This is a genomic window from Shewanella cyperi (genome assembly GCF_017354985.1).
GTDB classification, from domain to species: Bacteria; Pseudomonadota; Gammaproteobacteria; order Enterobacterales; family Shewanellaceae; genus Shewanella; species Shewanella cyperi.
On record NZ_CP071501.1, the window covers coordinates 2754219 to 2777841 of the forward strand.

Consider the following 23623-nt stretch of genomic DNA (forward strand, 5'->3'; position numbering starts at 1 on the left):
CCCTTGGTTAATTTGCAGCCATAAATTAACCATAATCCCTGTCGGCCACATTGGCAAATTCACCCATGCAACTTGCTGCAATTCCCGTCTAAAAAGGCGACTTTAGCCGCCATTGCGCCACAAAAAAGCCGCTTCATTTGAGCGGCCTTTTTTAAGAGTCACAGCCTGTCAAAGGCCAGGGCGGCATCCAGCGCCAACAGCAGTTCCCCCTTGCGGCTGCGGGCCACCTGCTGCCAATGGCAATCCGTGATGGCCCCTTCCAGGGCATACAGCAGGTTCAGATTGGGCTTGTGCCCCAGTCGCTGCAATCGCAGCATGACATTAATGGCCCCCAACTCCCGCAACTGTGCCAAATTGCAGACACCCACCTCAGCCAGCAGGGCCGCCGACTTGGGCCCCAGATTGCGACAATCAACTATGGCTGTCATGGCGAAGCGCAGGCTCAGTCGGTTTCCGTTTTGCGATCCATGTTCTCGGTATGCTCAAGCCACAGGGCGTTGATGATACCAAAGGCACAGGCCAGCAATACGCCCAAAATCCAGGTGAAATACCACATAGGGCCTCCTAGTAAAGTGATGTCTTATTGGAATCGATAAACTGGCGATTAAGCCGGCCATACATTTTCAAATAGGTCCAAGTGGTATAGCTCAGCACTATGGGCACAAACACCATGGCGGCCAGAGTCATAACTGTCAGACTGGTGGCGCTGGCGGTCGCATCCCACATGGTCAGGCTGGCGTTGGGCACCAGTGACGAGGGCATCACAAACGGGAACATGGCGGCGCCGCAGGTCAGGATCACCCCGCTACTGGCCATTGAACTGGCCAGGAAAGCCAGACCGCTGCGATTAAGCAGGCTCGCCAAAACCACCAACAGCGGCATAAAGAGTCCCAGGGCCGGAAATATCAGGGTCAGCGGCCAGCTCTGGTAGTTGGCCATCCAGGCACCGGTCACGGTTGCCACCGTCTTGTTGAGCGGATTGGAGGCGGCGCCGTGATCAAGCACAGAGGTCAGCACGTAACCGTCTATACCATTGGCCACCCAGAAACCGGCGGCGGCAAACAACAGCATAAGCACCAGGGCTACCGCCACAGAAACCTTGGCTGCGCGAACCCTGAGTTCCCCTTCGGTCTTCATCTGCAACCAGGCCGAGCCCTGCATCATGAACATGGAAACACAGATAACACCTGACAACAGGCCAAAGGGATTGAGCAGCCCCAGCAAACCGCCGTGATAGGTGGCGCGCAGGTATTCATCGAAGTCGAAAGGGACGCCCTGCAACAGGTTGCCAAAGGCCACGCCTATGATGAGCGGCGGCACAAAGGAGCCGATAAACAGCGCCTTGTCCCAGGACTTGCGCCAGCGGGGATCTTCAATTTTGGAGCGATAGTCAAAGCCTACGGGGCGCAGGAACAACGCCAGCAGCACCAGCACCATGGCGAGATAAAAACCGGAGAAGGACACGGCATACACCATGGGCCAGGCGGCAAACAGGGCGCCCCCTGCGGTAATGAGCCACACCTGGTTACCGTCCCAGTGGGGGGCGACCGAGTTGATCATGATGCGCCGCTCTGTGTCATCTTTGCCAATCACGGGCAGCAGCATACCCACGCCCATGTCAAAGCCATCGGTAACGGCAAAGCCGACGAACAATACGCCAATGAGCGCCCACCAGATAAATCTTAATGTCTCGTAATCAAACATAGGTCAATCCTCAACTCAGGCCTTGTGGGTCTCGAAATGGTAGCGGCCGGTTTTCAGGCTGCTGGGGCCCAGGCGGGCAAACTTCTGCATCAGGAACACTTCTATCACCAGCAGCACAGTGTAAAACAGACTGATGGAGATAATGCTGAACCAGATATTCCCCGGCGTCAGGCTGGAAGCGGACATAAAGGTCGGCAGCACCTCGGAAATGGTCCAGGGTTGGCGACCGTATTCGGCCACAAACCAGCCACACTCTATCGCCAACCAGGGCAACGGCAGGCTGAACAGCGCCGCCCGCAGCACCCACTTGTTTTCTTCAATCCGATGGCGGGTGCTTTGCCAGAAGGCGGCGGCAAACACCAGCAACATAATCATCCCAAAGCCCACCATAACGCGGAAACTCCAGAATACAGGTGCTACCCGGGGAATGGAGTCCAGGGCCGCGGCCTTGATCTGCTCTTCACTGGCATCGACTACCTTGTCGGTGTAGCGTTTGAGCAACAGGCCATAGCCGAGATCGCCCTTGGACGCCTCGAATTGTTCGCGCAGTTCCGGCGAAGTATCACCGCCGCGCAGGCGCTCCAGCATGGCGTAGGCCTGCATACCGTTACGAATGCGCAGTTCGTGGCCAGCGATAAGATCTTTAAGGCCAATCACTTCTTCATCCAGTGAGCGGGTGGCGATAATGCCCATCGCATAGGGGATCTTGATGGCGTAATCTGTGTGCATTGTGTCCTGGTTGGGCAAACCCGCCAGGGTAAAGGCCGCCGGTGCCGGCTCGGTATGCCACTCGGCCTCAATGGTGGCCAGTTTGACTCTCTGCACCTCACCTACGGTGTAACCGGATTCGTCACCCAGCACTATCACAGACAAGATGGACGCCATACCGAAACTTGCAGCTATGGCGAAGGAGCGACGGGCAAAAGGCAAATCGCGCTTCTTGAGTATGTAATAGGAACTGATGGCCAGTACGAACATGGCGCCGGTCACGTAGCCTGATGCAACTGTATGGACGAATTTCACCTGAGCCACAGGGTTGAACAGCACCTCTGCGAAGCTGGTCATCTCCATGCGCATGGTTTCATAGTTGAACTCGGCGCCCACGGGGTTTTGCATCCAACCATTGGCCACCAGGATCCACATGGCCGACATATTGGTGCCCAGGGCCACCAGCCAGGTCACGGCCAGATGCTGGCGCTTGCTGAAACGATCCCAGCCAAAAAAGAACATGCCGACAAAGGTGGACTCCATAAAGAAGGCCATCAGGCCCTCAATGGCCAGCGGCGCCCCGAACACATCGCCCACATAATGGGAGTAATAGGACCAGTTGGTACCAAACTGGAATTCCATCGCCAATCCTGTGGTCACCCCGAGGGCAAAGTTAATGCCGAACAGCTTGCCCCAGAACTTGGTCATGTCCTTGTAGATGGGGTTATCCGTCATCACATAGAGGGATTCCATGATGGCCAGCAGAAATGCCATGCCGAGGGTCAGGGGAACAAACAGGAAGTGATACATGGCCGTCAGCGCGAATTGCAGGCGCGATAGCTCGACAACCTCTTCAACTATCATCAGAGACTCCTTTAATGACATCTCCCCGGGAGACATCAGGTCATACCGTGCAGGATTGGGGGCATAAGTGCCACAGCGCCGCCGAGTGATACCTGGAAACCTGCGTTACTTGGAAAGGCAACCCGACTCATTAGCTTATTTATCAATCTCTTAATTAAATAAGCCCCATTGGCGACAGCGAGTTTATACCACCGCAAATTGATCCAGATCAATGTAAGGTGATTTTTTATGCCAAATTTGCGGACCACAGCACGTTTGCGCAGACAGGCCTTGACCGCAGCTGTTGGCCATGGCCACGCCGGTTGAGGAACATAGGAACTACAGCATTAATAGCAGATTATTCACTAATTATGCTCTAACCCTGAATTTTCATTAAATTCGATACAACTTCATTAAAATAGATAAGCATTTAGAATGACAAATAACACTAAAAAATCTCAACGCGTTATTTTTAAATGGTTTTTTTTCGTACACATAAAAACACCACATATCATTGATTAGTTTTTCTTATATTTAATTCAAGTTTTTCTCGTTTGAAGCGAAGATTGGCTGCGGCTAATATATGCCCAGTGTTAAGGAGACGGTTTTTATTGCCATCTGTGCTGTAGGCGCAACCCAACTCCGCGTGATTCAACAATTTTTGTGGAGAAGCCCAAATGAAAAACTTACTCGATCGTCTGGTTAACCGCTATAAGCGTGTCTTTGTTGAACTCTACACAGCCAAGGAGCTGTAAGAGTAAAACTTTCCCTTTTGAAGTGATTTATTGTTTTGTTAGCGCAAAACCGCCCCGGCCCACCCCGGGGCTTTTTTTTTGCTTGCGCAGCAAGCTTCCCGCCCACCTAATTACAGATCAGCAAGCAATAAAAAAGGAGCACCGAGGCGCTCCTTTTTTATTGCTAAAGACAATTAGCCGCTTTTGATTAGCCTATCTTGACCCGGGCGTTGCGGAACATGCGCATCCAGGGGCTGTCTTCACCCCAGTTGTCCGGATGCCAGGAGTTGGCCACGGTACGGAATACCCGCTCAGGGTGCGGCATCATGATGGTGACACGGCCGTCCAGAGTAGTAATACCGGTCAAGCCGTTTGGCGAGCCGTTGGGGTTCTGCGGATACTGGGTTGCTACCTGGCCATGGCCATTCACATAACGCAGGGCTATGGTGCCTGTGGCTTCGGCGCGGGCCAGGGCCTCGGCATTGGCAAACTCGGCAAAACCTTCACCGTGGGACACGGCGATTGGCATGCGAGAGCCTTCCATGCCGCTGAAGAACAGCGATGGGCTCTGCTGCACTTCCACCAGGCTGAAGCGGGCTTCAAAACGCTCGGAGCGGTTACGCACGAAGCGCGGCCAGTGCTCTGCACCAGGGATGATGTCTTTGAGGTTCGACATCATCTGACAGCCGTTACAGACCCCGAGGGCAAAGCTGCTGTCGCGCTCGAAGAAGCGGCTGAACTCGTCGCGGGCACGGCCATTGAACAGGATGGACTTGGCCCAGCCCTCACCGGCACCCAGCACGTCACCGTAGGAGAAGCCACCACAGGCCACCAGGCCCTGGAACTGCTCCAGACTGATGCGGCCCGAGAGTATGTCAGACATGTGCACGTCGTGGGCTTCAAAGCCGGCGCGGTCGAAGGCGGCCGCCATCTCCACATGGGAGTTCACGCCCTGCTCACGCAGGATAGCCATCTTGGGCGCCACGCCCTTGAGTATATAGGGTGCAGCCACATCTTCACTGGGGTCGAAGCCCAGCTTAACTGTCAGACCCGGCTCATCGGCGCGCTGCTTGAGTTCGAACTCTTCGCGGGCACACTCAGGGTTGTCGCGCATGGCCTGCATGCGATAGGTGGTCTCGGACCACAGGGTGCGCAGGGCCACGCGGCTGTTGCTGTATACGGCACGCTCACCGTCACGGATGCTGATCTTGTCTTCGTTGACCAGCTCGGCAACCTGATGGCAGGCCACACCGGCGGCGCCATAGGCAGCTATGATGGCATCGGCATCGGCCTTGGCCACCTGGATAACACCACCCAGCTCTTCGTTGAACAGGCGCTCCAGAACCGTGCCAGGCAGTGCTGACAGGTCGATATCCAGACCCGTGTTACCGGCGAAGGCCATTTCCACCAAGGTGGTGAACAGACCGCCGTCACTCTTGTCGTGGTAGGCCAGCAGCTGACGGCTTGCCACCAAAGACTGGGTCACTTCGAAGAAACCGCGCAGGCTGGCGGCATCGTCGAGATCCGGTGCCACATCACCCAGCTCACCGTAGACTTGGGCCAAGCAGGAGCCACCGAGGCGGGCCTTGCCCTTGGCGAGATCGGCCAGCAGCAGCACGGTTTCACCCTTGTCGCTGCGCAGCTCGGGCGTCACTGTATTGCGCACATCGCGCACCGCACCGAAGGCGGAGATCACCAGCGACATGGGCGCGGTTACAGTCTTCTGCTCACCGGCCTCTTCCCAGGCGGTCTTCATGGACATTGAGTCCTTGCCCACGGGAATGGTCAGTTGCAGCTCTGGGCACAGCTCTTCGCCCACGGCCTTGACCGCTTCGTAAAGACCCGCGTCTTCACCGGGGTGACCGGCGGCAGACATCCAGTTGGCTGACAGCTTGATACGCTTGAAGGAACCAATATCGGCACCGGCTATGTTCATGATGGATTCAGCCACCGCCATGCGGGCAGAGGCGCCGAAGTCCAGCAACGCCAGCGGAGTACGCTCGCCCATGGACATGGCTTCACCGGCATAGGTGTCGAAGGTGGCGGCGGTCACGGCGCAGTCGGCCACGGGCACCTGCCATGGACCCACCAGCTGATCCCGGGCCACCAGACCTGTCACGGTGCGGTCGCCAATGGTGATCAGGAAGGTCTTGTCGGCCACGGTCGGCAGGTTCAATACCCGCTTGACGGCTTCATCCACCGTGATGGCGTCCTGGTTCAGCGCGGGCGATACCGCCTTCTTACTGACCACGTCACGGCTCATCTTGGGTGGCTTGCCCAGCAGCACTTCCAGCGGCAGGTCGATGGGCTTGTTGTCGAAATGGGTATCGGACAGGCTCAGGTGACGTTCTTCGGTCGCCTCACCCACCACGGCAAAAGGTGCGCGCTCGCGCTCACAGATGGCGGCAAAGCGCGGCAGATCTTCGGCGGCCACGGACAGCACATAGCGTTCCTGGGACTCGTTACACCAGATCTCCAGCGGGCTCATGCCGGGCTCATCGGAAGGCACGTTGCGCAGCTCAAAGCGACCACCGCGACCGGCATCGTTCACCAGCTCAGGGAAGGCGTTTGACAGACCGCCGGCGCCCACGTCGTGGATAAATTGGATTGGGTTCTCGTCGCCCAGCTGCCAGCAGCGGTCGATCACTTCCTGACAGCGGCGTTCCATTTCCGGGTTTTCACGCTGCACTGAGGCAAAATCCAGATCTTCGCTGGATTGACCCGAGGCCATGGAGGAGGCGGCGCCACCACCCAGACCAATGTTCATTGCCGGGCCACCGAGGACGATAAGCTTGGCGCCGAGGGAGATCTCGCCCTTCTGCACATGCTCTTCACGTATGTTACCCAGACCACCGGCCAACATGATGGGCTTGTGGTAACCACGCACTTCGACGCCGTTATGGCTGCTGACCTGCTGCTCATAGGTGCGGAAGTAACCCAGCAGAGCGGGACGGCCGAATTCGTTGTTGAAGGCGGCGCCACCCAGTGGGCCGTCGATCATTATGTCCAGGGCGCTGACGATACGCTCGGGCTTGCCGTAGTTGCCTTCCCAGGGTTGCACGAAACCGGGGATCTTGAGGTTGGACACGCTGAAGCCTGTCAGACCGGCCTTGGGCTTGGAGCCGCGACCCGTTGCGCCTTCGTCACGAATTTCACCGCCTGAGCCTGTGGCCGCACCCGGATAAGGGCTGATGGCGGTCGGGTGGTTGTGGGTTTCCACCTTCATCAGGATGTGCATGGGTTCGGTGTGATAGTTGTAAACACCGTCAGGGTCGGGGAAGAAACGACCGGCCACTGAACCTTCCATCACGGCGGCGTTGTCCTTGTAGGCGGACAGCACGTGATCCGGAGTCTTCTCGAAGGTGTTTTTGATCATCTTGAACAGCGATTTTGGCTGCACTTCGCCGTCTATGGTCCAGTCGGCGTTGAAGATCTTGTGACGGCAATGCTCAGAATTTGCCTGGGCAAACATCATCAGCTCGACGTCGTTGGGGTTGCGTCCCAGGCGGACAAAGTTTTCCACCAGGTAATCGATTTCGTCTTCCGCCAGGGCCAGACCCATGTCGCGGTTGGCGACTTCCAGGGCACGGCGGCCCTCACCCAGGATATTGACGCTGGTGAAGCGGGCGGGTTCGGTACGGGCGAACAGCACTGTGGCAGACTCGAAGCTGTCGAGCACCACTTCCACCATGCGATCGTGCAACAGGCCCTTGAGCTGCTTTTGCTGCTCGGCGCTGAGCGCATCAGCCTCAACGTAATAGGCCACACCACGCTCGAGGCGTTTTATCTTGCCAAGACCGCAATTTTGGGCGATATCTGTTGCTTTGGAGGACCAGGGGGATATGGTACCGGGGCGGGGAGTCACGAACAGCAGTTGACCTGTGGGGGCATGCGCTTCAATGGCAGGGCCGTAGGTCAGGATCTTGCCAAGCTGCTCGGTTTCATTGGCGTCGAGCGACTCGCTAAGATCGGCCAAATGAACGTATTCAGCGTAGATTTGGCGTACCGGAAGCGCTGCTTGTTGACAGGCCTCCATCAGCTTTTGCACCCTAAACGCCGAGAGTGCAGGGGCTCCGCGGATGATCTCCATCACGTCTATTCACCTTATTTTTTATAATTACAGGGTCAGAGGTGGCGCTATTATAGGGAAATGTGCCCCGTAAATCACCTGCAAAGGAGTGACAAAACAGTGTTTCTCCTGTGGCGGCTGGGACCTGAGAAAGACTTTTAGCAGGCTGTTCAGCCACACCTCAGCCATGGACGCTTAAAATCGGGTTCAACTTGCCGTTCAGTCTCTGCCGAACTGGCTAATTAACAAGGCTATTTTATTGAAATGCATAGATATTGGCTTATCTCATCCCTGCTGCTGATGCTGAGTGCCTGTCAGCCGGCGGAGCATGAGCCAATGCCGGTGGAACCCGAACCCCGGCAGGAACTCAGGGTTGGCACCCTCTATGCCCAGCAGATTTACATGAGCTCGGGTCAAGGCCTCAGCGGCTTTGACTATGAAATGGCGACCCGCTTTGCCGATTATCTGGCGCTGCCGCTCAATATGAAGGCCTATTCCAGCAGAAGTGAGCTGTTCGATGCCCTCGCCCGCGGCGAGCTGGACATTATTGCCGCCGGAATGACAGAAACCCCCGTTCGCCGCGATCGCTTCCGTATGGGGCCACCGCTGTATTATGTCAACGAGGTGGTGGTTTATCGCGAAGGCAGCCCGGAACCCTTGAGCGTCAACGAACTGAGCGGCCAGATCACAGTGGTGGCCGACTCCGCCTTTGTCGAAAGCCTCACCCGCTTGCAACAGAGCCATCCCGAACTGCAGTGGGAACAGGCCGCAGACAAGGACAACGACGAACTGCTGGCCCAGGTGGCCCAGGGGGATCTCAAATACACCCTCAGTCATTCCACCAGCTTACAGATTAACCGTCGCTTCCTGCCTGAGCTGCGGGCCGGACTGGTGCTGGCCGAGCATCAGCCCGTGGTCTGGCTGCTGTCAGCCACAGGCACAGACGAGCTGATGAGCAAGCTGCTGAGTTTCTGGCACCAGGAGCGCCGGGCCGGCACCCTGGATCACCTGAACGAGAAATACTTTGGCCACGTCAAACGCTTCGACTATGTGGACACCCGCGCCTTTATCCGCGCCATAGATGCCAAGCTGCCCCGCTATCGGCCCTTGTTCGAGGCCTACGCCGGCGAACTGGATTGGCGCAAATTGGCCGCCACCAGCTATCAGGAATCCCACTGGAATCCCAATGCCCTCTCTCCCACAGGCGTGCGCGGCATGATGATGCTGACCCTGAATACCGCGGCACAGCTGGGAATAGACAACCGATTGGATCCCGAGCAGAGCATTCGCGGCGGTGCCGCCTACCTTAAAGATCTGCTGACCCGCCTGCCGGAGTCGATTCCCGAGAATCAGCGGATGTGGTTTGCCCTGGCGGCCTACAACATAGGCTTGGGGCACCTTGAGGATGCCCGCAAATTGGCCGAGGCCCAGGGACTCAACCCCAGTGCCTGGCGTGATGTGAAACAAACCCTGCCCTTGCTGCAAAAACGCAAATACTATCAGGGCACCCGTTACGGCTACGCCCGTGGCGGCGAAGCGGTGCATTACGTGGACTCCATCCGCCGCTACTATGATACCCTGGTGTGGCTCGACAACCAGAATAGCCCGGAGCAACCGCTGGCCCAGGAAACGCCCCCGGACAGCGATACCGTAACGGACCAGGTCACGGCCCCCAAATAGTCCCCAAAGACAATCCTTTGGGGACAAATACCCTCAGAGATCAAATTTCCCGCTTATCTGCCCAAGAAACAGCCAGGCAGCGCTTTGCCACCCTATTGCCAGTAACGGCCGTCGCTGTTAATGTTTTTAAAACAGAGAATTCTGAAAAACACCCTAGTGGTCACAGGGACCCGGGAAAAAGGAGTACCCCAAATGAAACGCAAGATATTCAACAATGCCGCCGCGCGGCGCCGCACAGTGCTGAAGGCCCGTCACAAACAACTGCTCAACCGTCAAAAGCTGTTCTTCAACTTCATCCAGGCCGAGGACTGATCAGTCCTGCGGTTTCGCCGCCTGTTTCAAGGCTTTTTTCTCCTGCCGGCGACGCCGAAAAAACTCACTCAGCTGCGCCGAGCATTGCTCGGCCAGGACGCCGGCGCTGATCTCCACCTGATGATTGAACGCCGGGTGCTGCAACAGGTTAACCACGGTTCCCGCCGCCCCCGTCTTCTCATCCCTGGCACCAAACACCAACCTTTGGATGCGACTGTGCACCATGGCACCGGCACACATGGCGCAGGGTTCCAGGGTCACATAAAGCGTGGTGCCCAGCAGGCGGTAGTTATCCAGTAACCTGCCCCCCAGGCGTAAACACTGCATCTCGGCGTGGGCGCTGGGATCGTTAAGGCCTATGTTGTGATTGAAGCCAGTGGCAATCAGCTCACCATCCTTCACCAACACCGCCCCCACAGGCACCTCCCCCTCGGCCTCGGCCAAGGCGGCCTGAGCCAGCGCCTGACGCATCCAGTGTTCATCATCATCTATTGGGTTCAAGCTAAATCCTGTCGATTCTGTCGATTCTGTCGATTCAAAAAACGGGGCGCCCATTATAGCCAGTCACCCTGCCAAGCCGCAAAAAGAAAGGGTGTCATACGTATCTGTCCAACTCCAAACGAGCAACCAGAAATTAAGTACTCACTGCCACATTTTACTCAGGTAACACCCTTGAATTTAAACTAATTAAATCTGCCAAACCTATACACCGATTTCCCCGTTCCGATGCTGCCGAGGACGTTGCTGAAAATGGCGTGGCAAGGCATGGATGCCGAAGCAGCGTCAGTCGAATCAGGGATGAGCGTCTGACGCGTTAGCCAATTTTCAGCATAAGGGCGAGGGGCTGTCAGCATCGGTGGGGTGTCCTTGGGGATGCAAGGGGTATTGGACAAGCAATACCCCTTGCCCGGAGGTGGGCTGGAAGGCCGCGACTTTGAAGTTCTTAAACAGACTAGGTAGTCACATGCTGGTATTGCAGGGTGGAAATAGACCTGATAAAAAATAAAGCCCATGATTTCATGGGCTTTATTTCATCTAACTCAGGCTAATTGCGACAATGGAATAACCCGCAATTATTCCCACTCAATGGTCGCTGGTGGCTTACCGGAGATGTCGTACACCACGCGGGAGATACCGTTGATTTCGTTGATGATACGGTTGGAAACCCGACCGAGGAAATCGTATGGCAGGTGGGCCCAGTGGGCGGTCATAAAGTCGATGGTTTCCACCGCACGCAGGGACACAACCCAGTCGTACTTACGACCATCGCCCATCACACCCACGCTGCGTACCGGCAGGAATACGGTGAAGGCCTGGCTGACCTTGTTGTACAAGTCGGCCTTGTGCAGTTCTTCGATGAAGATGGCATCGGCGCGGCGCAGCAGGTCGCAGTATTCCTTCTTCACTTCACCCAGCACCCGCACACCCAGGCCTGGGCCGGGGAATGGATGACGGTAGAGCATGTCGTAGGGCAGACCCAGTTCCAGACCTATGCGGCGCACTTCGTCCTTGAACAGTTCACGCAGCGGCTCCACCAGACCCAGCTCCATATCGTCCGGCAGACCGCCGACGTTGTGGTGAGACTTGATCACGTGGGCCTTGCCTGTGGCACTGCCGGCGGATTCAATCACGTCCGGATAGATGGTGCCCTGGGCCAGCCACTTGGCATTGACGCATTTTGAGGCTTCTTCGTCGAAGATTTCCACAAATACGCGGCCGATGATCTTGCGCTTGGCTTCGGGGTCATTTTCGCCCTTGAGCGCGTCGAGGAAGCGGGCTTCGGCATCCACATGGACTATGTTGAGACCGAAGTGGTCACCGAACATCTCCAGCACCTGATGGGCCTCGTTGAGACGCAACAGGCCATTGTCGACAAACACGCAGGTCAGCTTGTTGCCGATGGCGCGGTGCAGCAGCATGGCGGTCACGGAGGAATCCACACCACCGGACAGGCCGAGGATCACTTCATCGTCACCCACCTGGGCCTTGATGCGCTCGACCGCATCTTCGATGATGGAGGCAGGTTGCCACTTGGCATCACAGCCACAGATATCCAGGGTGAAGTGTTCCAGCATGCGCTTGCCCTGACGGGTGTGGGTCACCTCGGGGTGGAACTGCACGCCGTAGAATTTCTTGTCTTCGTTAGCCATCACGGCAAAAGGACAGGTTTCGGTCTTGGCCACGGCCACGAAGCCCGCAGGGATTTCCGATACCTTGTCACCGTGGCTCATCCACACGTCCAGCAGCGGTTTGCCGGAGTCGGACAGGCCGTCTTCGATGTGGCGCAGCAGGGCGCAATCGGCCAGCACTTCCACCTGGGCATAACCGAACTCGCCCTCACCCACGCCCTGGATAACCTTGCCACCGAGCTGCTCGCTCATGGTCTGCATGCCGTAGCAGATCCCCAGCACAGGCACTCCGGCGTTGAACACGTACTCGGGGGCGCGGGGGGAATTGTCGGCGGTCACAGACTCGGGGCCACCGGCCAGAATGATACCGTTGGGGGCGAATTCACGGATCTGGGCCTCGGTCACGTCCCAGGCCCAGAGTTCGCAGTACACGCCGATTTCGCGGACACGGCGGGCGATCAGCTGGGTGTACTGGGAGCCGAAGTCGAGGATCAGTATCTTGTGCTCATGAATATTGCTCATGGGTAACCTTTATCTCATCGTTAAGCGAATTTTTTGGCCGGACCCACAAGCATGGGCCAGACCAACAGGTACAGCAAGGGCGACTCTGGGCCGCCCTTGTTATTGTCAGCCGCCGGTACGGTAGTTCGGGGCTTCCTTGGTAATGGTCACGTCGTGCACGTGGGACTCGCCCATGCCGGCGGAGGTCACCTTGACGAACTGGGCCTTCTCACCCAGCTCCTTGATGGTGGCGCAACCGGTCAGGCCCATGCAGGAACGCAGGCCGCCCATGTGCTGATGGATAATTTCCTTGAGCTTGCCCTTGTAGGGTACACGGCCTTCGATGCCTTCGGGTACCAGCTTGTCGGCGGCGTTATCGCTCTGGAAGTAGCGGTCGGAAGAGCCCTGGCTCATGGCGCCAAGGGATCCCATACCACGGTATGACTTGTAGGCACGGCCTTGATACAGCTCGGTTTCACCCGGGGCTTCGTCGGTACCGGCAAACATGGAGCCGGCCATCACCACTGAGGCACCGGCGGCCAGCGCCTTGGCCAGATCGCCGGAGAAGCGGATACCGCCGTCGGCAATCACAGGGATGTCCAGGTGCTTAACGGCAGCGGCGGCATCGGATACGGCGGTGATCTGCGGTACGCCCACACCGGTCACGATACGGGTGGTACAAATAGAGCCGGGGCCAATACCCACTTTCACCGCATCAACACCGGCTTCCACCAGTGCCAAGGCACCTTCGGCAGTGGCCACGTTGCCACCTATGATTTGCAGATTGGGATGTCTTGCGCGGGTATCACGGATACGCTGCAGCACGCCTTCGGAATGGCCGTGGGAGGAGTCAATCAGCAGCACGTCCACACCGGCCTTGACCAGGGCATCGACACGCTCTTCGTTGCCGGCGCCGGCACCGACAGCAGCACCGACGCGCAGACGACCCAATTCGTCCTTACAGGCGTTGGGTTTGCGCTCGGCTTTTTCGAAATCTTTAACTGTGATGAGACCCTTGAGACGGAAATTGTCATCCACCACCAGCACCTTCTCGATGCGGTTGGCGTGCATCAGCTTCTGCACTTCGTCGAGCTTGGTGCCTTCAGGCACAGTCACCAGACGCTCTTTCGGTGTCATGACCTCAACAACCTGGAGGCTCCAGTCGGTCACGAAACGCACGTCACGACCTGTGATTATGCCCACCAGTTCATTGGCCTGGTTTACCACGGGATAACCGGCAAAGCCGTTGCGCTCTGTCAGTACCTTGAGCTCGGCCAGGGTAGTTTCCGGTGTCACTGTCACGGGTTGTTGTACCACACCGGCTTCGTAGATTTTGACCTTGCGGACTTCTTCGGCCTGGGCCTCAATACTCATGTTTTTATGGATAAAGCCAATACCACCTTCCTGGGCCATGGCGATCGCCAGGCGTGCCTCGGTCACAGTGTCCATGGCAGCAGACACCAGAGGTATATTGAGCTCGATTTTTTTGGTCAGACGAGTTTTGAGGATCGCGGTATTAGGGAGTACGGTGGAGTGCGCTGGCACCAATAACACATCGTCAAAGGTAAGCGCTTCTTTAATCAAACGTAGCATTGCAACATCTCCCCATGTGTAGGATATAAGAGGTGAAATATTGCGGCGGCATTATACCTTGCAAGCTGGCACTGGTAAATGGAAAATACATAAAAATTCGCGTTTGTCCGGAAAAATCCATGCAAGTCCCTAAAAACTCGATTTATACCGTTTCCCGCCTCAATGGCGAGGTACGGCAATTGCTGGAAGGACAGCTGGGCAAGATCTGGCTCAGCGGCGAGATCTCCAATTTCTCCGCCCCCGCCTCCGGCCACTGGTATCTGACATTGAAGGACAGCCAGTCGCAGATCCGCTGCGCCATGTTCAAGGGTCGCAACGGCGCCGTCAGCTTCCGGCCCCAAAACGGCCAGCAGGTGATAGTTCACGGCGGGATCAGCGTCTACGAACCCAGGGGCGACTATCAGCTGCTGCTGGACGCCATGTTACCGGCCGGTGATGGCCTGTTGGCCCAGCAATACGAGGCGTTGAAATTAAAGCTGGCCAGTGAGGGCCTGTTTGCCGCCACCACCAAAAGGCCGCTGCCGGCCCATGTGCAGCGCATAGGGGTTATCACCTCCCCCACAGGTGCCGCCATCCGCGATGTGCTCAATGTGCTGAAACGGCGCGATCCGTCTCTTGAGGTGATCATTTATCCCACAGCCGTGCAGGGCACAGGTGCCGACAAGGAGATTATCCGCGCCATAGAGCTGGCCAATCAGCGGCTCGAGGTAGACGTACTGCTGCTGACCCGGGGTGGTGGCAGCCTGGAAGATCTCTGGTGCTTCAACAGCGAAGCGCTGGCACACGCCATCTACAACAGCGCTTTGACAGTCGTCAGCGCCGTTGGTCATGAGGTGGATACCACCATCGCCGACTATGTTGCCGATGTGCGCGCCCCCACCCCGTCCGCCGGTGCCGAGCTGCTGTCCCAGGATCAGGACTACAAACGCCAGCGCCTGAGCGCCCTGCTGGCGCGCCTGGGACAGGGCTGGCGCCATTACCGCTTGTCAAAGGCCGAACGCCTGGCAAGGCTTCAGGCAAGGCTCGACAGACAGGATCCCAAGCGGGCTCTGGAGCGGCAGATGCAGCGGGTGGATGAGCTGGCACTGCGGCTGGAAGCGGCCCTTGAGCGCAAACTCGCCCATGCCACCCTGACACTGGAGCGCCTCGGAGCCCGTCTGAGCCGTCAATCCCCCGCCCAAAAGTTGGCCCTGGCACGCCAGCGCCTTGGCTATCTCGACAACCGCTTGCATGATGCCATGGCGGACGGCCTTGCAGACGCCAAACAGCGGCTGGCGGCCAATGCCCACAGATTGGAGAGCGTAAGCCCCCTGGCGACCCTGTCACGGGGTTATTCCATCACCAAGGACAGCGAGGGCCGGGTGCTGGAGCAGGCGCAGGACGGTGCCGTTGGTGAGCTTATTCACAGCCGGCTCAGACAGGGGACCCTGGTATCCCGCATCGAGGCTATTGACCCCGAGGCGAACTCAAACGGCTAAAACTTCCCATAAACGGACAATTTCGGGTTTCAGAAAACAAAACGCCAGGCACTGCCTGGCGTTTTACTGTTTGTGGTACGAAGCGCGGGGCCCGGATCAGGCCTTTTTGTTTTTAATGTGGGTCATCATGCGCTTGCGGCGACGCTCCTGACTCAGGGTCAGCTTTTCCACCTTGCCTTCGAAGGGGTTGTCCCCTTCCTGGAAGCGCAGCTGGATGGGCGTACCTATCACCTTCAGCGAACGGCGATAGTAGTTCATCATGTAACGCTTGTAGGAGTCCGGCAGCTTGCTCACCTGGTTGCCGTGCACCACCACGATCGGCGGGTTGTAACCACCGGCGTGGGCGTACTTGAGTTTCACCCTGCGACCGTTGACCAGCGGTGGCTGGTGATCGTCCTGGGCCATCTGCATGATGCGGGTCAGCATTGAGGTGCTGACGCGGCGGGTAGCGCTGTCGTAGGCCTCTTCGATGGACTCGAACAGGTGACCCACGCCGGTGCCGTGCAGGGCGGAGATAAAGTGAATACGGGCAAAGTCGATAAAGCCCAGACGGCGGTCCAGTTCGGTCTTGACCCTGTCCTTGATATCGTTGTCTATGCCGTCCCACTTGTTGACCGCAATAACCAGGGCGCGACCGGCGTTGAGGGCAAAGCCCAAGAGGCCCAGATCCTGCTCGGCAATACCTTCGCGGGCATCGATAACCAGCAGCACCACGTTGGCATCTTCAACCGCCTTGAGGGTCTTGATCACAGAGAACTTCTCAATGACCTCGTGCACCTTGGCACGGCGACGCACACCGGCGGTGTCGATGATGATGTACTCACGTCCCTCGCGCTGCATCGGGATATAGATGGAGTCGCGGGTGGTGCCGGGCTCGTCGTATACCACCACCCGCTCTTCACCCAGAATACGGTTGGTCAGGGTCGATTTGCCCACATTGGGCTTGCCTATGATGGCCAGCTTGATGGGCAGGTCCTGCAGGCGCTGCTGCTCGGCCTCGGCCTCTTCCTCTGTGTACTGACGCTCGTCGGCTTCTTCCTCGACCTCACCGTCACGGCTGATCCCCATAGCCTCGGCATAGGGCGCCAGGGCATATTCGATCATATTGGTCACGCCACGGCCCTGGGCGGCAGCCATCTGATACACCTCACCCAGGCCCAAAGACCAGAACTCGGCACAGGCGGAGTCGGCATCTATGCCATCAACCTTGTTGGCCACCACGAAGGTGGTTTTCTCGCGGCTGCGCAGATGCTGGGCAATGGCCAGATCGGCGGCGGTCAGACCGGCACGGGCGTCGGTCATAAACAGCACCACATCCGCTTCCTCGATGGCTGCGAGGGATTGCTCGGCCATCTTGGTTTCAATGCCTTCTTCTGTGCCGTCGATACCGCCGGTGTCCACCACGATAAATTCATAGCCGGACAAAAACGCGCGGCCGTACTTACGGTCGCGGGTCAGGCCCGGATAGTCAGCAACCAGCGCATCCCGGGTACGGGTGAGACGATTGAACAGGGTCGATTTGCCCACATTGGGACGACCCACCAGGGCCACTACAGGGATCATGTTTTTGCCTCTATTACAAACTTTTCAATAAAAAGCCCCCGGAAGCACTTCCAGGGGCTTGGCAAGGTTCAACCTTGACTTAAGGAAGTGTGACTATGGCCACCTTGCCGCTGCGGCCCTGGACATAAATCTTGTTGTCCACCACCAGCGGTTGGCCATACAGGCCGCTGCTGTCTACCTCGATGCGACCCACCAACTTGCCATCGGCACGGTCGATAAAGTGCAGATAGCCTTCGAAATCACCAACCACCAGGTAATCACCGAACACCTCAGGTGATGTCACGGCACGGTTGCTGAGCTCTGAGTTGCTCCACATTTCCAGACCGTTGCGCCTGTCGATGGCGTAGATGCGGCTGTGGTCATCCACCAGATACAGTTGCACCCCGGAGCTTGCCAGCTCGTTGAAGCTGGAATACTTGCGGGTCCACACCACACGGCCAGTGCGGGCTTCCATGGACACCAGGTTACCGTTATAGCTGACAGCGTACAGGTTATCACCTATCAGCAGCGGGGTCATATCCACGTCGGCCATGCGGCTGAATTCGTTGCCACCGCTGGGGCTGTAGATGGCCTGTTCCCAGGCGGGCTGACCGTTTTGCTTGATAACCACGGCCACCTTGCCATCGGCGGTGCCGACAAAGAAGCCACCACCTTCATAGGCTGCGGCACCTGTGCCACGCAACGTCAGATTCGGCAGACCGTTATCATAGCTCCAGACCTTGGCGCCTGTGTCTATGTTGAAGGCCTCAAGGGCACCGGCGCCGGTATTCACCACCACCAGATCCTCGGCCACGGTCGGTGCCGACAACAACTCGCCTCCGGCCAGGGCATACCACACCACCTCGCCGGTATTGGCATCCAGGGCACCCAGAAGGCCGCTCTCGCCGCCAATGAACACCTTATTCTGGGCCACAGTGACACCGGCCGCCAGACGGGCGCCCTTGTTCTTGGCCAGCACATTGTCACGGAACAGTTCGCTGAAATCCTGGGACCAGACCTTGTCACCGCTGGCCTCATCAAAGGCCGTCACCTCACCGTAGCGATCGGCAACAAATATTTTGCCGTAACGCACTGCAGGGCGCAGGCGGGAGTAATAGTCACCAACACCACTGCCGACCTTTTCATCCCAGTTGATCTGGGGGAAAACGGTGGCATTGATTTCCTTGAGCTCACTGACGGGCTCTTCTTCCACATCGTTGGAAGAACAGGCCGACAGGGCAGCCAGGCTCAGCCCGGCTACGAGCAGGTTTTTGCACCAAGACTTCATCGGCCCTTCCTTATGCCTGATTCAGGTTGTCGAGCTTCATACGCAGCATGGGTGACGCACCCACACCGCTCTTGTCCAGCGCGCTCTGATAAGCGGCCTTGGCCTTGTCGTTCTCGCCCTGGCGAGCCAGGAAATCACCCTTGAGTTCTTCACGCTGGGCTTCGAAGGCAGGCACAGTTACCGCATCCAGAGTGGTCAGCGCCGTGGCCAGCTGGCCTTGCTCGGCCTGTACCCGCGCCAAACGCAGGGTGGCCACCATGGCCAGCTCACCGGCGGCCTTGTTGGCAATCACTTGCTTGAGCAGTTCTTCGGCCTTGGTGTAATCCTTGGCATCCACAGCAGACTTGGCCATCATCAGCGACAGCAGGGTTTCATAACCGGCCTGATCGTGCTCGGCCTTGAAGTTTTCGGCGGCCTTGAGCATGGCGGCTTCATCACCGGCCTGACTGATGGTTTCAAATGCCTGACTGGCGGACTCGGCCTTGGCCAGTTTCATGTCGGAATAAGTATTCCAGCCATAGAGGCCACCCAGGCCCACCACGGCGCCCACCAGGATAGAGGTACCGTATTCCTTCCAAAACTGCTTTATCGCCTCGACCTGTTGTTCTTCGGTGCTATAAATATCCACGCGCACGTCCTCTTGTTGTTATCAGCGCTTGCCTGTGCAGTGCTAGATCAAATTCTTCAGATAATCGGCCAGGGCTTCACGGGCCACCAGCTGTTGTTCGTTGTCATTGCGCAGCGGTTTGACCGCCACCTGGCCCTGGGCCAGTTCGCTCTCCCCGACAATCAGGGCGAACGCTGCGCCGCTCTTGTCGGCGCGCTTGATTTGCTTCTTGAAGTTTCCACCGCCGCAGTGGCTCATGATGCGAGCCCCCGGCAGCGCGTTGCGCAGCTCCTGGGCTATGCGCAAGGCTTCAACCTCACAGTCACTTCCCATGGCGGTCACATACACATCCACTGCCGCCGGAATGTCCTTGGTCAACTCCAGGGTTTCCAGCAGCAGCACTATGCGCTCCAGGCCCATGGCAAAACCCACGGCAGGGGTGTCTTTGCCACCCAGCTGGCCCACCAGACCGTCGTAACGACCGCCGGCAAGCACAGTGCCCTGGGCACCCAGGCTGTCGGTGACCCACTCAAATACTGTGCGGTTGTAATAGTCCAGACCGCGAACCAGACGGGGGTTAACCCGGTATTGGATGCCAACGGCCTCCAGGAGTTCACACAGACGGGAAAAATGTGCCCGGGACTCATCGCCCAGGTAGTCCATCATGGCCGGGGCATCGGCCAGCAGCGCCTGCACCTGGGGATCCTTGGAGTCCAGTACCCGCAGCGGGTTGGTGTACATGCGGCGCTGGCTGTCTTCGTCCAGCTTATCCTTGTGTTGCTCAAGGAAGGTCACCAGGGCCTGACGATAGTCGGCGCGCTCGTTGCTGTCACCCAGGGTATTGAGTTCCAGGGTGACCTGCTCGGTGATGCCAAGCTTTTCCCACAGACGGGCCGACAGCATCAGCACTTCGGCATCAATGTCGGCCGAGCCTATGCCATAGACTTCCACGCCAAACTGGTGGAACTGACGATAACGGCCCTTTTGGGGACGCTCGTGGCGGAACATGGGGCCCATGTACCACAGGCGCTGTTCCTGGTTGTACAGCAGGCCGTGCTCGTTGCCGGCACGCACGGTGGAGGCCGTGCCCTCGGGACGCAGCGTCAGGCTGTCGCCGTTGCGGTCCTCAAAGGTGTACATTTCTTTTTCAACGATATCAGTGACTTCACCAATAGAGCGCTTAAAGAGATCGGTACTTTCCACTATGGGAGTACGGATTTCGCTGTAGCCATAGGCTGCTACACAGTCACGCAGAACCCCTTCGAGCTTTTGCCACAGGGGAGACTGGGTGGGCAGAATGTCGTTCATTCCGCGAATCGCTTGGATCTGTTTTGCCACGGTATTTGACTCGTTGGATAAGCTGTAAATTCAAAAAATGTCCCGCATTATAGGCAATCGGGCACCAAAAATAAAACAGCGCCTGGAGAGCGGCTCTCCGGGCGCGGGTCACCTCAGTCTGTGGTGTCCTTGATGTCGATGCGGCTCTCCATCAGGGTCGCCTTGGCGCGGATCTTGGCTTCCAAGGCATCGACCAGATTGTCGTTATCGAAACGCTCCTTCTGCCGCACGCCGTCATCGTAGTAACCGCTCTTGTTGTGGCCGCCGGCCAATCCCAGGTGGGACACCAGCGCCTCGCCGGGACCGTTGACCACGCAGCCTATGATGGACACGTCCATGGCGGTGGTGACGTCTTCCAGACGGCGCTCCAGCTCATTGACTGTGCCTATCACATCGAACTCCTGCCGAGAGCAGGAAGGACAGGCAATAAAGTTGATGCCGCGGGAGCGAATACGCAGAGATTTGAGGATATCAAAGCCGACCTTGATCTCTTCCACGGGATCGGCTGCCAGGGAGATCCGCAGGGTGTCACCTATGCCCTCGGCCAGCAACATGCCCAGACCCACGGCCGATTTGACCGAACCTGAACGGGCACCACCGGCCTCGGTGATCCCAAGGTGCAGCGGCTGCTTAATTTGTTTTGCCAGCAGGCGATAGGACTCCACCGCCAGGAACACGTCCGAGGCCTTCACGCTGACCTTGAACTGGTCAAAGTTGAGCCGGTCGAGTATGTCCACATGGCGCATGGCAGACTCCAGCAAGGCTTCCGGGGTCGGTTCCTTGTACTTGTCCATCAGGTCTTTTTCCAGCGAGCCGCCGTTGACGCCGATGCGGATGGGGATATTGCGATCCCGGGCCGATTCGACCACGGCGCGAATACGCTCTTCATTGCCTATGTTGCCCGGGTTGATACGCAGGCAATCGGCGCCGTATTCGGCCACCTTGAGCGCAATGCGGTAGTCGAAGTGAATGTCGGCCACCAGCGGCACCTGCACCTGCTGCTTGATCAATTTGAACGCCTCGGCGGCATCCATGGTCGGCACAGAGACCCGCACTATGTCGGCTCCCACCTTTTCCAGGGCACGAATTTGCGCCACGGTCGCGGCCACATCTGTGGTGCGGGTGTTGGTCATGGACTGCACAGCAATCGGCGCGCCATCGCCTATGGGCACCTGACCAACATAAATACGGGTGGAGGGACGACGTTTGATGGGGTTTTCGTTGTACATCTCAGCTCTGCTCTACAAAAGACGTGCTCTACAAAATGGCCTGTGCCGTTAACCGGCCATGGGCAGGCTGAACCTGGCCACCCGGTTTTTGGGATACTGTTCCAGGCTGACGTGGGCACCGTTATATTCCAGGCTCACGGCCTGGGGGGCGCCGAGGATCAGCTTGAATGGCCCCTGGCCTTCCACCAGTACGGCCTGACCGGGCTTTTTAACATCGCTCAGCAGCACCTTGCCATTGGCATCTGTCACCTGGATCCAACAATCGGCATTCAGGGTAAAGCTGATGCGATCCACCCCCTGGGCGGTGGCGCTGATTTGGGTATCCTGCAGCGGCGGCTCGGGTTGAGTCTCATCCAGCACTTCCATGGAAGTACTGGCACTGCCGGCGGTGGTTTCTGCGGCCAGCATGTCTGCCGCGCTCTGTTGGTCAACAGCCTGAGCACCTTGTTCTCCGCCTGGCTGTTCCGAGCCCATTAGCATCGAGCCGCTTTGCTCCTGGCCCGTTTGTTCCAAGTCGGTTTGTTCCAAGTCGGTTTGTGGCGAAATCACTTCTGGCTGCGGCATTCTTGCCTGCTCCCGCAGCGCTTCCACCTCTTCCACCGTGGGCTTGGAGAAATCGACACCGGTAAACAAGGTCGCCTTTTGCACCCACCAGAGCACCAACAGCGCCAGCAGCACTATGACTATCAGGTAGGTGACCAGAGTCAGGCGACTGTCCCGTGCCTGGCGAGTGGTCTTGCGGGAAAAACTCTGCATCAAGGGAGCGCCGGGCGTCGGCACCTGCTGTTCAAGGCAGGCATCGATCAGGGCCCTATCGGCCTCCACCAAACGGGCATAGTTTTTAACATAGCCACGCACATAGGTGGACGAGGCAATATTGGAAAAATCGTCCGCTTCTATGTCGCTGACAATGGACGGCCGTAAATGTAATGCGGTTGCCACGTCGGCCACGCTTTGTCCCCTGGCCTCGCGTGCGGCCTGGAGTATGGCCCCTAAACTGGGGCGTGTTTCAATCTGCTGTTCGTCCGTGTGCAGTTGCTTTTCTTCATCGTTCATCAATGTAAACTTGCCCGGTATTGCTTGGCTTCAGGGGAAGCGGGAAATTTGGCCAACAGCAAAATTACGAAATGCTTGGCCGCTTCACTGTCGTTGAGGCCTCGCTCAATTTTTATTCCCAACGCCAGACTTTGTGGCGATTCGGCAGCCACATTGTGATAACGCGCCAACTGGGTCTTGGCCGCGGCAAAATCCTTACCTTCGGCTTCCATTTCCGCCAACTCCAACAGTGAGGTGGCACGGCGCGGGTCATACTTTAGCGCCATATCAAAATAGTGTCGCGCTTTTTCTATATGACCGGCATCACGGCTACAAATTCCCAGGTTTTCATAGCTTGCTGCGGTACGGGTGTACTTGGGCTGCTCTATGGCCTTGAGGAACATTTTTTCCGATTCATCAAACTCTTTTTGCTGACACAAAAACACGCCAAAGTTATTCATGGAATCGCCGCTGGCATCGCGGGTATTGATGGCGCGGCGATAAGCCTCGGCAGTGCGAATAAGATCGCCCACGGTCTGATAGTAATAAGCCATGGCAATATGCACCTCTTCCAGTTCGGGGGCATAATCCATGGCTTTATCCAGATTGAATTTGGCTTGTTCTGTGTTGCCGCGCTTAAGGTAAGTCAGTCCCAATTGCATGCGTTCACGGGCCGCCGCCAGTTTGTCGAACTGGCGTTCGGTGACAGGAGTATCGGTCCCGCTATAGGTACGCTCGGTCACGCAAGCTGTCAGTGAAACCGACAGAAGTGCCATCAGGGAAATCGCAGCCAATCCTTGCTTCATGTGCAAGCCCATTAATCTGTGCAAACA

At 57.5% G+C, this 23623-nt stretch carries 17 protein-coding genes; 2 read left to right on the forward strand and 15 right to left on the reverse strand.

Translation table 11 applies throughout. The features are described 5' to 3' along the window. Positions 1-158 precede the first annotated feature (158 nt). From JYB84_RS11995 to purL, 5 genes are all read right to left on the reverse strand, one after another. Entirely contained in the window at positions 159-428 is a 270-nt protein-coding gene (locus JYB84_RS11995; protein WP_207320304.1) for a TfoX/Sxy family protein, read from the reverse strand. A gap of 14 nt (positions 429-442) precedes the next feature. Continuing rightward, positions 443-556 (reverse strand): cytochrome bd-I oxidase subunit CydX, encoded by a 114-nt coding sequence (gene cydX / locus JYB84_RS12000; RefSeq protein ID WP_207320305.1) that lies wholly within the window; start codon positions 554-556, stop codon positions 443-445. 8 nt (positions 557-564) lie between these two features. Beyond that, positions 565-1704, reverse strand: coding sequence for a cytochrome d ubiquinol oxidase subunit II (cydB, locus tag JYB84_RS12005; RefSeq protein ID WP_207320306.1), 1140 nt, complete (start codon positions 1702-1704; stop codon positions 565-567). 15 nt (positions 1705-1719) lie between these two features. Further along, positions 1720-3276, reverse strand: a complete 1557-nt coding sequence (locus JYB84_RS12010; RefSeq protein WP_207320307.1) for a cytochrome ubiquinol oxidase subunit I — start codon at positions 3274-3276, stop codon at positions 1720-1722. A gap of 921 nt (positions 3277-4197) precedes the next feature. Beyond that, complete coding sequence (gene purL / locus JYB84_RS12015) at positions 4198-8079, reverse strand: phosphoribosylformylglycinamidine synthase (protein WP_207323208.1); 3882 nt, start codon at positions 8077-8079, stop codon at positions 4198-4200. Positions 8080-8322: 243 nt separating this feature from the next. Here purL and mltF point away from each other — a divergent pair, with 243 nt between their 5' ends. Continuing rightward, positions 8323-9738 (forward strand): membrane-bound lytic murein transglycosylase MltF, encoded by a 1416-nt coding sequence (gene mltF / locus JYB84_RS12020; RefSeq protein ID WP_207320308.1) that lies wholly within the window; start codon positions 8323-8325, stop codon positions 9736-9738. Positions 9739-10050: 312 nt separating this feature from the next. On the opposite strand, the gene tadA is transcribed toward mltF, so the two are convergent. The 3 genes from tadA to guaB all read right to left on the reverse strand — a co-directional run bounded on the left by tadA (position 10051) and on the right by guaB (position 14273). Then, positions 10051-10521 carry a tRNA adenosine(34) deaminase TadA gene (tadA, locus tag JYB84_RS12025; protein WP_407696035.1) on the reverse strand — a complete coding sequence of 157 codons (471 nt, stop codon included), beginning with the start codon at positions 10519-10521 and terminating at the stop codon, positions 10051-10053. A gap of 602 nt (positions 10522-11123) precedes the next feature. Further along, complete coding sequence (gene guaA / locus JYB84_RS12030; protein WP_207320310.1) at positions 11124-12701, reverse strand: glutamine-hydrolyzing GMP synthase; 1578 nt, start codon at positions 12699-12701, stop codon at positions 11124-11126. A 105-nt stretch (positions 12702-12806) separates the two neighbouring features. Next, positions 12807-14273, reverse strand: a complete 1467-nt coding sequence (guaB, locus tag JYB84_RS12035; protein ID WP_207320311.1) for an IMP dehydrogenase — start codon at positions 14271-14273, stop codon at positions 12807-12809. 119 nt (positions 14274-14392) lie between these two features. Between guaB and xseA the strand changes: the two genes are divergently transcribed. Beyond that, positions 14393-15751: an exodeoxyribonuclease VII large subunit gene (gene xseA, locus JYB84_RS12040; protein ID WP_207320312.1), complete on the forward strand. Its 1359-nt coding sequence runs from the start codon at positions 14393-14395 to the stop codon at positions 15749-15751. Between the two features lie 96 nt (positions 15752-15847). On the opposite strand, the gene der is transcribed toward xseA, so the two are convergent. From der to pilW, 7 genes are all read right to left on the reverse strand, one after another. Further along, on the reverse strand, positions 15848-17314 hold the full coding sequence (der, locus tag JYB84_RS12045; protein ID WP_207320313.1) for a ribosome biogenesis GTPase Der: 1467 nt from the start codon (positions 17312-17314) through the stop codon (positions 15848-15850). Positions 17315-17393: 79 nt separating this feature from the next. Beyond that, positions 17394-18581 carry an outer membrane protein assembly factor BamB gene (gene bamB, locus JYB84_RS12050; protein WP_207320314.1) on the reverse strand — a complete coding sequence of 396 codons (1188 nt, stop codon included), beginning with the start codon at positions 18579-18581 and terminating at the stop codon, positions 17394-17396. 10 nt (positions 18582-18591) lie between these two features. Beyond that, positions 18592-19209 (reverse strand): tetratricopeptide repeat protein, encoded by a 618-nt coding sequence (locus JYB84_RS12055; RefSeq protein ID WP_207320315.1) that lies wholly within the window; start codon positions 19207-19209, stop codon positions 18592-18594. Between the two features lie 42 nt (positions 19210-19251). Continuing rightward, complete coding sequence (hisS, locus tag JYB84_RS12060) at positions 19252-20526, reverse strand: histidine--tRNA ligase (protein WP_207320316.1); 1275 nt, start codon at positions 20524-20526, stop codon at positions 19252-19254. A 113-nt stretch (positions 20527-20639) separates the two neighbouring features. Next, positions 20640-21755 carry a flavodoxin-dependent (E)-4-hydroxy-3-methylbut-2-enyl-diphosphate synthase gene (gene ispG / locus JYB84_RS12065; protein WP_207320317.1) on the reverse strand — a complete coding sequence of 372 codons (1116 nt, stop codon included), beginning with the start codon at positions 21753-21755 and terminating at the stop codon, positions 20640-20642. Between the two features lie 48 nt (positions 21756-21803). Further along, a complete protein-coding gene (locus tag JYB84_RS12070) occupies positions 21804-22811 on the reverse strand; it encodes a RodZ domain-containing protein (RefSeq protein WP_207320318.1) in 1008 nt (335 codons plus the stop codon). Further along, positions 22811-23596 carry a type IV pilus biogenesis/stability protein PilW gene (pilW, locus tag JYB84_RS12075; protein ID WP_207320319.1) on the reverse strand — a complete coding sequence of 262 codons (786 nt, stop codon included), beginning with the start codon at positions 23594-23596 and terminating at the stop codon, positions 22811-22813. The genes JYB84_RS12070 and pilW overlap by 1 nt, the downstream gene beginning before the upstream one ends. Positions 23597-23623 lie beyond the last annotated feature (27 nt).